Below are 13,195 nucleotides of genomic sequence, written 5' to 3'. Positions count from 1 at the left end.
TCAGTTCCCGGCAAGCTGTTTGCGCACCGCCTCGATGGCCGACGCGTTGCGCGAAACACCAAGTTCCTGCTGCATGGCCTGGCCGAACTGTTCGACATATTCCTCGCCGATCAGCGGACCCATCTGACGCTTCGCTTGGCCGATCAGCGGGTCGTCTTCCGCGATATCGTCCATCTCGATGTCGTTCAGCCGCACGATGAAGAAACCCATATTGCCTCCGGCGTCGAGCTTTTTCGTGGTGTTCTTCGCCATGCTAAACAGCAGCGCGAGCGGCGGGGGAATACGCTGGTCGCGTTGGCGGGCCAGTTCCTCGCGGGTCATATTGACGGACTGTGCGGGCGGCACGCGGCGCTCTTCGGCCGCGAGAGCCTCGGCCATCGAATCGCCTTTACCGAGCCTGGCGATGACCCGGTCCGCGGCGGCCCGCGCGGCCTTCATACCCTGTGCGGCACGCCACCGGGCCTCGACCGCTTCCTCGATCTCGGCAAACGGAGCCGCAGCAGCGGGAGTGATGTTGCTGGCCTCATAGACCAGGTAGGTCCGACCACTTTCGACCGGCGCGATCTCGGGTTCTTCCTCGTCCATCTGAAAGGCGGTGGCCAGAGCAGGTCGCAACACTTCGGGAATCGACTGGCGCGGATTATCCGCGAGCCGGCCGTCGGCCAAGACAGGACCGACCGAGGCAAGGTCGAGATCAAGCTCTTCGGCGACTTCGGTAAGCGTGGCACCGTCTCCCAGTTGCTCTTCGATTTCGCTGGCGAGGTTGGCAAGCCCGCTGACACGTTTTTCCTCGCGCACGTCCTTGGCGATTTCCTCGCGAACCTGAGCCAGGCTGCGGGCGGGTTTGGTTTCGACATCATCGACTCGCGCGACATGCCAGCCAAGCGCGCTACGTGCAGGCCTACTCATTTCGCCTTGGGCGGCTGAGAAATAGGCTGCCGCTACCGCTGGCGATGCCTGCGAGGCCAGTCCCTCACGCTCGACATCCACGACAGGCGAGGCACGCAAACCCGCCTCACGCGCGACCTGTTCGAACGACGCACCGGCGGCCACGCGGTCGCGGATCGAATTCGCCGCTGCTTCGGTGGGGACGATCAACTGGGTGAAATCACGGGTTTCGCTGGCCGCGTACTGTTCGGCGTCGCGCTCGTAGCGCGCGGCGATTTCGGCATCGGTCGGTTCGATCCGGTCGCCAAGCGCTGCCGAATCGAATGTAGCATAACGGATGTTTCTGCGTTCGGGGCGCACGAAATCGGCACGATTGGCATCGTAATATGCTCGTAGGACCTTCGTCTCGGGATCATCCGAGGGCGCGTAAGTGGCCGCTGGCAAAAGCGCTATCGAGCCCTGGCGTCGTTCCTTGAAAAGCTGCGCGTATCGATAGGCCAGCTTGTCCGGTACGCTGGCGCCGAACCCTACGGGAATCAGCATTTGCTGCGATAGCAAACCGATACCCAGATCTTCGCGTAGCTGCGCGTCGGTCACACGCTGGAGCGCCAGTGCCTGACGATAGGTATCCTCGCTGAAGTTCCCATCGGGACCGCGAAAAGCCGGGATCATACGGATTTCGCTGTTCACGAGATTGTCGCCCGCACGAATGCCATGTTCATCGGCATAGGCTTTTATGGCGGCGCGTTGAATCAGGGCATCCAGCGCGGCGGTCAAGCCGCCGTCCCGCAGGAACTGCTGCATCGTGGCAGTGGGCTGTTCCTGCCGAACCTGTTCCAACCCGTTATTGGCGGCGCGAACCAGGTCGGATGTGGAGATTTTTTCATCTCCCACCACCGCGACACGATCGCCACCGGCAATTCCACCGAAAGTTCCAGTGCTCGATACGTCGGCGCTGGCGAAGGCCAGGGCGATCAATCCCAGAAAAGCGAGAGAGATCGCCAGACCGAGTTTGGTTTTGAAAAAGTTGCGGAAAAACTGGAACATGATGTGCGCGCGATCCGGTTGACTTGCTGCTGTCGATCAGGCGGTGCCTGAGTTGGTTGAGGCGCTTTATCCCCCCTGCGACCTCGCGGCAACAGGTTGGAAAGGGTTTTGACGTGTGAAGAAACCTACTCTAGCGGAGCGCGAACAAGGCCCCATATAGCGGGCCATTCATTCAGACAATTCGCAGGACATACCCATGGCCGAACGGCCCTACATCGTCGGAAACTGGAAAATGAACGGCACGCGCGCAATGCTCTCCGAGGCGCGCGCGATCGACCGGGCTGCGCAGCGGTATATGAAGGTCGAAGTGGCTGTCGCACCGCCTTACACACTGATTCATGCGGTGCACCGCGAAGCCGAGCAGATCGGCGTTGGCGCACAGGATTGCCATCCGGGCGCGGAAGGCGCGCACACCGGGGATATCAGCGCCTCGATGATCGCCGATGCCGGCGCCAAATTCGTAATTCTCGGCCATAGCGAGCGGCGCCAGGATCACGGCGAGACCGGAGAGCTGATTAATGCCAAGATCGAATCGGCCCTCGAAGCCGGATTGCGGGTGATCCTGTGTTGCGGTGAAACGCTCGAGACTCGCGACGCGGGGAAAGCCGAAAGCTACGTGCTGAACCAGATCGAATCTGCGCTGCCCCTGTTCGAAGATCCGGGTGAGCGCCTTACGATCGCCTATGAGCCCATCTGGGCCATCGGTACCGGGCGGACGGCCACAACCGACGATATCGCTTCGATGCATGGTGCGATCCGCGAGTTGCTCGTCAAAACCTATGGAGAGGAAGCTTCCGCGCAGGTCCGCATTCTGTATGGCGGGTCGGTCAAACCAGACAATGCGCGCGAAATCCTCGCCACGCCCGAAGTCGGCGGCGCACTCGTCGGCGGGGCGAGCCTGTCGGCCGAAAGTTTCCTGGGTATCGTTGTCGGCGCCTCGGAATCGGAAGAGGCCTGATCCCCGCAAGCTTGCCGTTTGCCACGCGTGCGCCTAGATGCGCGGTAGCCCAGCAATACCAGTTCCAAGAGTACTCGCATGTTTCTCTTCCTCACCGTCGTTCAGGCGATCGTCGCAGCCGCGCTAGTCGGTGTCATTCTGATGCAGCGTTCCGAAGGCGGCGGCCTGGGTATCGGCGGCAGCCCCTCGGGCATGCTCAGTGCGCGCGGTGCTGCGGATTTCCTCACCCGTTCAACCAAATGGCTGGCGATCCTGTTCGTGGTGCTCTCGATCGCCCTGGCTGCCGTGGCAGTCGATACGACCGGAGGGGACGCCATCGAATCCACGCTTGATCGCACTGTGGCTCCGGCTGCACCGGCCGATCCACTGGGTGCGGCGACCACCGGCGAGGAAGCGCCAGCAGGCGATGATCCGCTGGCCGACGTCACCCAATAGATCTCTTTACATCGCAGGCTTGTGGATTGTGCCGCGTTAGCGGCGCGATGGTCATGTCTTTGCGCTTGCCCCGACTCAACTCTTCAGCTTAAGGCTCGACCCCCATGGCGCGGTATATCTTCATAACCGGCGGCGTGGTCTCCTCGCTTGGCAAAGGTCTCATGGCGGCATCGCTTGCTGCCCTCCTCCAGGCGCGTGGCTACAAGGTCCGTATTCGGAAATTCGACCCCTATCTCAACGTCGATCCGGGGACGATGTCTCCTTATCAGCACGGCGAGGTATACGTGACCGACGACGGGGCCGAGACCGATCTCGACCTCGGCCACTATGAACGCTTCACGGGTGTTTCGGCGCATCAGGGCGACAACATCACCTCGGGCCGCATCTATCAGGACATCATCGCCAAGGAGCGCCGCGGCGATTACCTCGGCGCGACGGTGCAGGTGGTTCCGCATGTGACCGACGAGATCAAGGCCTTCGCGCTGGCCGGGCAGGACGACCACGATTTCATTCTATGCGAAATCGGCGGCACGGTCGGCGATATCGAAGGTCTGCCCTTCATGGAAGCGATCCGTCAGCTTCGCAACGATCTGGAGCCATGGCAGACGCTGAGCGTGCATGTTACGCTGGTTCCCTACATCGCGGCGGCGGGTGAGCTGAAGACCAAACCGACCCAGCACTCGGTACGCGAACTCGCAAGCCTCGGCATCAAGCCCGACGTGCTGCTATGCCGCGCCGAACATCCCATTCCCGATGGCGAGCGCCAGAAGATCGCCAACTTCTGCAATGTTCGCAAGGAAGCGGTGATCCCGGCGCTCGATGCGCCGTCGATTTATTCGGTGCCATTGCAGTATCACGGCGAAGGCCTCGATACCGAGGTGCTGCGAGCCTTCGGAATCACCGACGCCCCCGATCCGGATCTTTCGCGCTGGTACGATGTGGTCGATCGCCATTCGAACCCCGAAGGTGAGGTGACCATCGGGGTGGTGGGCAAGTATGTCGGCCTTCAGGATGCCTATAAATCGTTGAACGAGGCTCTGGTGCATGGGGGCATGGCCCACCGCGTCAAGGTCAATCTGAAGTGGATCGACGCCGAGGTCTTCGAAGGTGAAGACGCCGAGATCGCCGCCAAGCTCGAGCCGATGCACGGCATTCTGGTACCGGGAGGTTTCGGCGAGAGGGGGAGCGAGGGCAAGATTGCCGCAGTGCGTTTCGCCCGCGAACGCAAGGTACCATTTCTCGGCATCTGCCTCGGTATGCAGATGGCTTGTATCGAAGCCGCGCGCACGGCAGGTTTCGACAAGGCTTCCTCCACCGAGTTCGGTGAGACCGAAGAGCCGGTCGTTGGCATCATTACCGAATGGATGACTGCGGAAGGGTTGCAGACCCGCGAAGCGGGAGGGGACCTTGGCGGCACAATGCGTCTGGGTGCTTATGATGCGGTCCTGACGGCGAATAGCCATGTGGCGAACATCTACGGAGGGGCGACGACGATCTCGGAGCGTCATCGTCATCGATATGAGGTCAATGGCGCCTATGTCGAACCGCTTGAAAAGCAGGGGCTGATCTTTTCCGGAATGTCGCCCGACGGGCTTCTCCCCGAAATCGTGGAACGACCCGACCACCCATGGTTCGTCGGGGTGCAGTTTCACCCCGAACTGAAATCCAAGCCGTTCGACCCGCATCCGCTTTTTGCCGGATTCGTTGGCGCGGCGCTGGAACAAGCTCGTTTGGTGTAGCACACCGCCAAATTGCGTAGCTGCCTAAGTGGCTGGAATCGCGGAGTTGCGATCTTCAGGCACTTGTAACGAGGCGACAAAATTCCCGTGCCTGGAATCCGCGGGTTTATCTTTTGATATAGATAATGCAGAATACACTTGTTTCCGCAGTCTTATGCGGAATTTTTGAGACATGCGCTTCGCTTGCAAGCGGTGGGGCTTGCCTCGATGACGGCTGTCTTCTGCGACCCGGACGGTCGATTTCGAGGTTAGGCGGCGTTAAACGTCGCGGGGGCGGAACCCAGTTCCGCCCCCTATCGGTTTCAATAGAGTTGTGAGTGTCGGGTTCAGGCAGCCTTGCTGCCGTCTTCCCCGTCATCCTTCACCACTTCGAGCGGTTGCTGGCCGCCGATCGCGATCTTCTTGGGCCTCATCGCTTCGGGTACCTCGCGCACGAGATCGATGACGAGCAAGCCGTCGGCGAGATCGGCATTCGCCACACGGACGTAATCGGCCAGTTCGAAGCGGCGCTCGAAGCCGCGATTGGCGATGCCGACATGCAGCATTTCGCCGTCCGCAAGTTCGTCGCGCTTCTTACCGGTCACTACCAGCAGGTTCTGCTGTGCAACGATATCGAGATCACCCTTGCGAAAGCCCGCGACGGCGAGCGTTATGCGATATTCGTCATCGCCGCGCCGCTCGATATTGAAGGGGGGGTAGTTGTCGCCACCGGCATTGCGTGCCTGGCGTTCCATCAGGTCGAAAACACGATCGAATCCGACGGTGGAGCGACGAAAAGGGGTAAGGTCCATACGGTTCATCGAAACAAATCCTCTTATGAGCGATTCTATGGTGGCGGGGTCCGCATTCGGCACCCCGTCGCCGCCACACCCATAGTGGCGACGCATTCGAGATAGGCGCGCCATTTGGGCTTTCAAGAGCTGCCAGTGCGCACTAGATTTGTCTTTGAGATGTAAGGGACATTCAATGAACCAACCCCAAGTGGACATTTATACCAAGTTCGGCTGCGGATACTGTTTCCGTGCCAAGCGCCTGCTCGACCAGAAGGGGGTGGATTACCGCGAATTCGACATCACAATGGGCGGCCCCAAGCGCGAGGAAATGCTCCAGCGGGCACCCAATGCAATGACCGTTCCTCAGATTTTCATCGGCGACACGCATGTCGGTGGGTCGGACGAACTCGCCGCGCTCGAACGCGAGGGCAAGCTTGACGCGTTGTTGACTGCCTGAATGTCCAGGGTTGCCGTCCTTCAGATGACCTCGGGGATCGATCCAGAGGCCAATGCGCATGTGCTTGCCGGTGCCGTAGATCGAGCTGCGGGGGAGGGGGCGGCGATGCTGTTTACTCCCGAAATGTCCGGATTGCTCGATCGTGATCGGAAACGCGCTGCAGGCGCGATCTCGATCGAACAGGAGACACCCGCCCTCGCCATGGTCCGGGACGCGGCCAGCAGGGCTGGAATCTGGGTCTCTCTGGGATCACTGGCCGTGGCGACCGATGAACGGCGCTGGGCTAATCGCGCATTCGTGATCGGTCCCCATGGGGAAATCGTGGCCCGCTACGATAAGATTCATATGTTCGATGTCGACCTTGCTAGCGGCGAAAGCTGGCGTGAATCGAATGCCTACAAGCCGGGTGACGAGGTCGTGACCGTGGCCGACACACCCGTCGGAAAGCTGGGTCTATCGATTTGCTACGACATCCGGTTTCCGGCGTTGTTCGAGGCGCTCGGGCGCGCGCGCTGCGACTGCATTGCCATTCCTGCTGCTTTCACGGTTCCGACCGGCAGTGCCCACTGGCACGTACTCCAGCGTGCGCGGGCGATCGAGGCGAGCGCGTTTGTCGTTGCGGCGGCGCAGGTGGGCGAGCATGAGGATGGACGCCAAACCTACGGCCACAGTCTCGTCGTCGATCCCTGGGGTGAGGTGCTGCTCGATATCGGTGGGGAACAAGCCGGCTTGGAGTTCGCCGATATTGACCTTACCCGTATCGCTGCCGTGCGAGAGCAGGTACCAAGCCTTGCCAATCGCCGCGAAATCGCCAAATAGGCCGACACGATGATCGTATTCGACCTTTCTTGTAGTGAGGGCCATCGGTTCGAAGGCTGGTTCGGCTCTTCCGACGATTATGCCGATCAGAAAGCCAAGGGGCTGTTGGCCTGCCCGGCATGTGGAAGTGTTGAAGTCGCCAAAGCGCCGATGGCGCCTTCCGTACCCGCGAAGGGTAGCATGCGCGAGCTAAGTGGCGGCGATGTCACCCAATTGGCGACAGGTGAAATGCCGACGGAGGTCAAAAAGGCGTTGGCGACTCTCGCCAAGGCCCAAGCCAAGGCGCTCGAAAACAGCACCTGGGTGGGCGACCAGTTTGCCGAAAAAGCGCGCGAGATGCATTATGGCGAAGCCGACGAGGGGCCAATTCACGGACGCGCAACCCGCGACGAGGCGGAAGACATGCTTGCCGAGGGAATAGCCGTCGCTCCGCTGATTATGCCCGTTGCGCCGCCCGACGAACTCAACTGATTGCCACCTCGGTCCGAGCCGCTATACGAGGCTCCGGAGCGCCCGTAGCTCAGTCGGATAGAGCATCAGATTCCTAATCTGGGGGCCACAGGTTCGAATCCTGTCGGGCGCACCAAATTTACCTCGGATCGCTGGCAATCGTACGCAAATCTTCATCGCGTGGAGCGAGGCCTGGCAAGGATCCCGACGGCGTCACCGACCAAAGCGACGTGCGGTCGCGGCGAGCGCGGTAAGTGTCACCGAGCACAGGCCGAGTAGGATGCAGGTCCCGGCCCAGCCATAGGCGTCATAAGCGGCAGTTCCGGCGTAGCTCCCGAGCCCGCCGCCGATGAACATAATCACGACATAAACGGTTGTCAGCCGCGTCCGGATCGCAGGGTCCAGCGCGAGGAATGTCATACGACCAGTCACGTCCACTCCCGGCCCGACGAGGTTCGTGATGATAAGAGGTACAAGCAGGCCCCATAACGAACCACCGAGTGGCCACAGAAGGAGGATCCCCATGAATTGGATCATCGCGAATATGGTGCGGGCCTTGCGTGGACCGACATGATCCGCCCATCGCCCCAGTCGCGGCGTCGAGATGATGCTGACCGCCGCCAGACCTGCCAGATACCCTACCGTATCGGTGCCATATCCCATTTGCGGAGAGGTTAGGTAGAGCGCCAGTCCCAACCACACCGCAATGAACTGGGCGAAATTGAGGGCCTGGATCGCGCCCGACAGCAACACTTCCTTGTGTTTTCCGACAAGCGGGAAGACCGATAACAGCAGGTCTCGATAGGACTGGCGCCCCTCGGCGGAGCGTTCCCCGCCTTCCATCAACCGCGGCAAGGCGATGGTGACCGCCAGCATGAGCGTTGTCGCTATCCAGTACACGGCGCGCCAGCCGTACCGCTCGGAAACGACGCCCGCGCCGACACGGGCCACCAGAATACCAAGGATGATACCTGCTGCCAGCTTGGCGGTAACCTGCCCGAGCCGCTCCGGTGCCACGCGTTTGGAAGCGTAGGCGGGCAGGAGGTACGGGGCGATAGTGAAATAGCCCAGCAAGGTAGAGCCCAGCACGAAGAGAGAAAATCCTTCGGCCAGGGTCATGATGGCCAGTGACAGGGTCTGACCGGTCGCGAAGGCGATCGTCAGACGGCGGTTCGATATCCGGTCGCCCAGCGGGAGCAGCATGAAAATTCCGACTGCCAGCGCGAGCTGGTTGAGCGCGGGCACGAGCCCTATCCGCGCGTGGCTCACACCGAAATGATCGGCGACATCGCCGATGATCGGATGGATGTAATAGGCGTTGGCGGTCACCACCGCTGCCGCAATGGCAAGCGAGGTTTCCTGCGCGCCGGTCAGTCGCGCGGGCTGGTTCAAACCAGATGGCCCGCCTTGCGTGCCGTGTCGATCACGCCCTGCGCCAGCCCCTCGGGCTGGTCCTCCTGGCAGAAATGTCCGCAATTCGGCAGCGTTCGGTGGGGCTGGCCTTTCGCGCCGACAATGCGCTCGACCAGAAATTTTTCGCTGCCTTTGGTCACCGGATCGTCTTCGCCGAACAGGGTCAGGAAGGGCTTGTCGTAGGCTGCGAGCGAAGGCCAGGCCTGCTTGTTGTCGTCAACGCCGGGCATGCCATCCTCGACCGGTACGAGCGCGGGGAAGGCGCGCGCGCCGGCCTTGGAAGGTTCGTCGGGGAAGGGGGCGTCGTAGGCGGCGATCTCGGCTTCGCTGCGCGGAGTGGCCGTGGCTCGGTCAAGCAGAGGGCCGATACGGAAATCGGGCGAGCTCCTTGCAAACTCGCGCCAGGCGAGAAAGGCTTGGCTGGGTGTGCCGCCGGCGGGCAGGAAGGTATTGCTGGCGACGACGCAGGCAAACAGGTCGGGGTCGTGTGCGACCATGCGCAGGCCGAGCAATCCGCCCCAGTCCTGGCAGAACAGCGCCGCCGGTCGCGGTTCGATCGCCGTGCGCCACTGTTTCAACCACGCGACATGGCGGGCGTACGTGTAAAGCCCGATATCGTCGGGCTTGTCGCTCTTTCCGAAGCCGATCAGATCGGGGGCGAGCACGCGGAAACCGGCGTCGACAAGGATCGGGATCATCTTGCGATAGAGGAAAGACCAGCTCGGCTCGCCGTGAAACAACAAGACCGGCGGAGCATCTTTCGCCCCTTCGTCGACATAGTGCTGCCGGGCGGTCAGCCCGTCGCCAAGATCGACCTCGAACCAGTTTTCCGCGAAAGGGTAGTCTGGAATGCCCGCAAAACGTTCCGCCGGCGTGCGCAGTATCTGCATCGGTCTCTCCTCCCAGGAGACCGCGCAACCCGGTCTCGATTCGAAACCTTAAGGCGTCTTGCAATCGGTGTCACCCAATTGGCCGAGAGGGACGGCCTCTTTGAAAGTGTGAGTGACATAGGGGAAGGGGATCTCGATCCCGGCATTGTCCAGCGCAGCCTTGATCGCGCGCACGACCTTGTCCTTGCTTTCCCAGCCGTCGCGAGGCGTCGAGCCCGCCCACCAGCGGACGAGAAAATCGACCGAACTCGAATTGAATTCCTGCGCGAAAATGTCGACGCCCTTGCTCGCCAGTACGTCGTCGAGACCCTCGACCGCGCGGCGAATGACATCGGCGGCATGGTCGAGCTGGGTGTCGTAGGAGACCCCAACGACGACTTCGTGCCGCCGCTGTTCCTTATCGGTGAAGATCTCGACTGGGTTCTTGAACAGGATCGAATTGGGGACGACCGACAGTTCGCCCGAAAGCTTGCGCACATGCGTTTCGCGCAGCGTGATGTGTTCGACCTTGCCGGTAATCCCTTCGCATTCGATCACATCGCCGATGCGCATTTTCTCGCGCACCATGATGAGCACGCCGGCCAGAAAGTTCTCGAAGATGTCCTGGAACGCGAAGCCGATCGCCACCGCACCGATACCCAGGCCTGCCAGCAAGCTGGCAGGCGTCATGCCCGGCATGACCACGATCAGCGCAATCATCAGCCCGACGATCCAGATCGCGAGGCGTACGATCGTGTCGATCAATTGTTTGAGGCTCGGACGGATTTCGGTGCCAGCGGTCAACCGGTCGGCAATCCGGACGGCGAACTTGGCTATGATCCAGGTCAGCAGGAGAATGAACAGCGCGATGACGAGCCCGGGCACCGCGCGAACGAAGCCCTCGGCCATATCGACCAACTGGTCCTGCAATGTGGAAAAGGTATTGACCGTCTGGTCGTAGGTTTCGCCGGCCGGCGTGGTTTGCGTGGTTTGCGTGGCTTGCATGGAATTCCTCGGTTGTCCCGCACTCAACGGGACAACCGGAGGTGTGTTCCATGCCGGTTAACCCTTGGCTTTTTGGGTGTGTTCCTTGCGCGCGATCTCGTGCAACCAGTCGGCATGGCGCGGCGCTTTCTTGGTTTCGCTCCATTCGTCGAGCATCAGCGGCGCGACACGCTTCAGTTCGGCATATTGCTCGTCGGTCCCGATGTCGGCGGCCAGTTCCACGCGGTGGCCGTTCGGATCGAAAAAGTAGATCGACTTGAAAATGCCGTGATGGGTTGGGCCGAGCACATCGATGCCGAGGCCTTCGATATGTTCCTTGGCGGAGAGCAGCTCTTCCTCGCTATTCACGCGAAATGCGAGATGCTGAACCCAGGCGGGTGTATTCTCGTCGCGGCCCATGTCCTTCTGGTTGGGCAGTTCGAAGAAGGCGAGGATGTTGCCGTTCCCAGCGTCGAGGAAGACGTGCATGTAGGGATCATAGGCGCCGGTCGAGGGCACATGATCCTCGGCAAAGGCAGTGGTATAATCCATGCCCAGTACCTTGCCGTACCATTCGACGGTCTCTTTCGCGTCCTTGCAGCGATAAGCGGCGTGATGCACGCCGCCTAGCTTTACGGGGTGGTCTGCGACGTCGCTCATTCGGCAGGCTCCGCTTCGACCGTCTCGGCATCTTCGACCTGGAGAACGCCGCGACGCACCTGATCGCGCTCCATGCTTTCGAACAGGGCCTTGAAGTTTCCTTCGCCGAAGCCTTCGTCACCCTTGCGCTGAATGAATTCGAAGAACACCGGGCCAACCTGCGCTTCCGCGAAAATCTGCAACAGCAGACGCGGCTTGCCACCTTCGGTTGTGCCGTCGAGCAGGATGCCGCGCATCTTGAGCTCGTTTTCGTCCTCGCCATGGCCCGGAAGGCGTTCGGACAGCATTTCGTAATAGGTTTCCGGCGGAGCGGTCATGAAGGGGACACCGAGCTGCTTCAGATTGTCCCAGCATCCGACAAGGTCGTCGCAGATCAGCGCGATGTGCTGGATGCCCTCGCCGTTGAATTCGCGCAGGAACTCCTCGATCTGGCCCTTGCCGCCTTCGCCTTCTTCGTTGAGGGGGATACGAATCTTGCCATCCGGCGCGGTGAGCGCCTTCGAGGTCAGGCCGGTATATTCGCCCTTGATGTCGAAGAAGCGGATTTCGCGGAAGTTGAAGAGCGTCTCGTAATAGTCCGCCCAATATTTCATGCGGCCATTGTAGACGTTGTGCGTCAGGTGATCGATTACGTTGAAACCGGCGCCGACCGGCCATTTCTCCACGCCGTCGAGATACTCGAAATCGATATCGTAGATCGATAGGCCGTCGCCGTCCTGATCCGCATAGCGGTCGATCAGATAGACGATGGCGCCGCCGATCCCGCGGATAGCGGGAATGCGCAGTTCCATGGGGCCGGTCTCGACCGCAACCGGCTCGGCTCCGCGTTCGAGCAGCTCGGCATAGGCGCTTTTCGCATCGCGCACGCGGAAGCCCATGCCACAGGCCGACGGGCCGTGCTCGCGCGCGAAGAACCATGCTGCGCTTTTCGGTTCGTAGTTCAGAATCAGATTGATCTGGCCCTGACGCCACAGATGCACGTCTTTCGAACGGTGTGTGGCAACGTGGGTGAAGCCCATGGCTTCGAAAACAGGCTCGATGACACCCTTCTCAGGAGCGCAGAATTCGACGAATTCGAAGCCGTCGAGGCCGATGGGGTTTTCGAAGAGATCGGGCATTTCAGTCCTCTGGTCACGTGATTTGGTTTCAGGAGAAACTAGTTACACCTGCAACCGTATCGTGTCAAGAAAACGAACGAGGCAAGGCCATGCAGTGTTCCGCTGCTGCGGCGAAGCGGTTCCGGAGGAGAGAATTGCCTTGCGTGAAGGGGTTAACTGTGATTCTCTATCCCTATGCGGCGAACAAATTCCATGGCGGCGATTCAGCGGGCGAAGGCAATGCAGCATGCTGCACTGGCGGCGCTGCTCGTCATGGGAGGTCTGGCGATTGCTGGCCCTTCCGGCTTGCTCGCCTGGAGTGAGAATTTGCGCTTGTTGGACCAGCGCGAAGCACAGCTCGCTCAGCTTGAGGCAGAGCGTGAGGCGCTGGAAAATCGCGTCGCCTTGCTGCACCCCGATCATGCCGATCCGGATATGGTGGGCGAATTGCTGCGTAGCCAGCTCAATGTGGTCCATCCCGACGAAGTGGTGATCAAGCTCGAGGATTGACGGGGCGAAACCTTCGCTTTCCGTAAGGGTTTTTCGTATGCACCCGCGCTCTGCCGTTGCGCGAGGCCTGTGCCTGTGCCTATAGGCGCAACCGAT

General features: G+C 60.8%; 14 protein-coding genes and 1 tRNA gene. 8 read left to right on the top strand and 7 right to left on the bottom strand.

What is annotated here, in order from left to right:
- Nucleotides 1-1,935, bottom strand: coding sequence for a SurA N-terminal domain-containing protein (locus L5849_RS01525; protein ID WP_236924049.1), 1,935 nt, complete (start codon nucleotides 1,933-1,935; stop codon nucleotides 1-3).
- Nucleotides 1,936-2,131: 196 nt separating this feature from the next.
- On the opposite strand from L5849_RS01525, the gene tpiA reads away from it, so the two are divergent.
- From tpiA to L5849_RS01510, 3 genes are all read left to right on the top strand, one after another.
- Entirely contained in the window at nucleotides 2,132-2,893 is a 762-nt protein-coding gene (gene tpiA, locus L5849_RS01520; protein WP_236924048.1) for a triose-phosphate isomerase, read from the top strand.
- 78 nt (nucleotides 2,894-2,971) lie between these two features.
- A complete protein-coding gene (gene secG / locus L5849_RS01515; RefSeq protein ID WP_115416817.1) occupies nucleotides 2,972-3,328 on the top strand; it encodes a preprotein translocase subunit SecG in 357 nt (118 codons plus the stop codon).
- Between the two features lie 104 nt (nucleotides 3,329-3,432).
- Nucleotides 3,433-5,067 carry a CTP synthase gene (locus L5849_RS01510; RefSeq protein ID WP_236924047.1) on the top strand — a complete coding sequence of 545 codons (1,635 nt, stop codon included), beginning with the start codon at nucleotides 3,433-3,435 and terminating at the stop codon, nucleotides 5,065-5,067.
- A gap of 326 nt (nucleotides 5,068-5,393) precedes the next feature.
- On the opposite strand, the gene L5849_RS01505 is transcribed toward L5849_RS01510, so the two are convergent.
- Nucleotides 5,394-5,867: an Hsp20 family protein gene (locus tag L5849_RS01505; RefSeq protein ID WP_115417893.1), complete on the bottom strand. Its 474-nt coding sequence runs from the start codon at nucleotides 5,865-5,867 to the stop codon at nucleotides 5,394-5,396.
- Between the two features lie 166 nt (nucleotides 5,868-6,033).
- Between L5849_RS01505 and grxC the strand changes: the two genes are divergently transcribed.
- From grxC to L5849_RS01485, 4 genes are all read left to right on the top strand, one after another.
- Complete coding sequence (gene grxC / locus L5849_RS01500) at nucleotides 6,034-6,297, top strand: glutaredoxin 3 (RefSeq protein WP_236924045.1); 264 nt, start codon at nucleotides 6,034-6,036, stop codon at nucleotides 6,295-6,297.
- Nucleotides 6,298-7,116, top strand: a complete 819-nt coding sequence (locus L5849_RS01495; protein ID WP_236924044.1) for a carbon-nitrogen hydrolase family protein — start codon at nucleotides 6,298-6,300, stop codon at nucleotides 7,114-7,116.
- A 9-nt stretch (nucleotides 7,117-7,125) separates the two neighbouring features.
- Nucleotides 7,126-7,587 carry a DUF1178 family protein gene (locus L5849_RS01490; RefSeq protein ID WP_236924043.1) on the top strand — a complete coding sequence of 154 codons (462 nt, stop codon included), beginning with the start codon at nucleotides 7,126-7,128 and terminating at the stop codon, nucleotides 7,585-7,587.
- A 38-nt stretch (nucleotides 7,588-7,625) separates the two neighbouring features.
- Nucleotides 7,626-7,702: transfer RNA gene (locus tag L5849_RS01485), tRNA-Arg, on the top strand.
- A 77-nt stretch (nucleotides 7,703-7,779) separates the two neighbouring features.
- Here L5849_RS01485 and L5849_RS01480 read toward each other — a convergent pair.
- From L5849_RS01480 to hppD, 5 genes are read right to left on the bottom strand one after another with little or no spacing between them, the layout of a single operon-like run.
- Nucleotides 7,780-8,958 (bottom strand): MFS transporter, encoded by a 1,179-nt coding sequence (locus tag L5849_RS01480; RefSeq protein ID WP_236924042.1) that lies wholly within the window; start codon nucleotides 8,956-8,958, stop codon nucleotides 7,780-7,782.
- Nucleotides 8,955-9,869 carry a haloalkane dehalogenase gene (locus tag L5849_RS01475; protein WP_236924041.1) on the bottom strand — a complete coding sequence of 305 codons (915 nt, stop codon included), beginning with the start codon at nucleotides 9,867-9,869 and terminating at the stop codon, nucleotides 8,955-8,957. The genes L5849_RS01480 and L5849_RS01475 overlap by 4 nt, the downstream gene beginning before the upstream one ends.
- Nucleotides 9,870-9,917: 48 nt before the next feature.
- Complete coding sequence (locus tag L5849_RS01470) at nucleotides 9,918-10,853, bottom strand: mechanosensitive ion channel family protein (RefSeq protein ID WP_236924040.1); 936 nt, start codon at nucleotides 10,851-10,853, stop codon at nucleotides 9,918-9,920.
- 57 nt (nucleotides 10,854-10,910) lie between these two features.
- Nucleotides 10,911-11,492, bottom strand: a complete 582-nt coding sequence (locus tag L5849_RS01465) for a VOC family protein (RefSeq protein WP_236924039.1) — start codon at nucleotides 11,490-11,492, stop codon at nucleotides 10,911-10,913.
- The gene (hppD, locus tag L5849_RS01460) at nucleotides 11,489-12,610 is read right to left on the bottom strand and encodes a 4-hydroxyphenylpyruvate dioxygenase (protein WP_236924038.1); all 1,122 of its coding nucleotides are present in this window, start codon (nucleotides 12,608-12,610) and stop codon (nucleotides 11,489-11,491) included. Before hppD ends, L5849_RS01465 begins: the two co-directional genes overlap by 4 nt.
- 219 nt (nucleotides 12,611-12,829) lie before the next feature.
- Here hppD and L5849_RS01455 point away from each other — a divergent pair, with 219 nt between their 5' ends.
- On the top strand, nucleotides 12,830-13,099 hold the full coding sequence (locus L5849_RS01455; protein ID WP_115417892.1) for a septum formation initiator family protein: 270 nt from the start codon (nucleotides 12,830-12,832) through the stop codon (nucleotides 13,097-13,099).
- Nucleotides 13,100-13,195 lie beyond the last annotated feature (96 nt).

The sequence above is a fragment of the Erythrobacter sp. SN021 genome, assembly GCF_021864455.1.
This window is presented reverse-complemented; position numbering and strand designations above follow the sequence as displayed.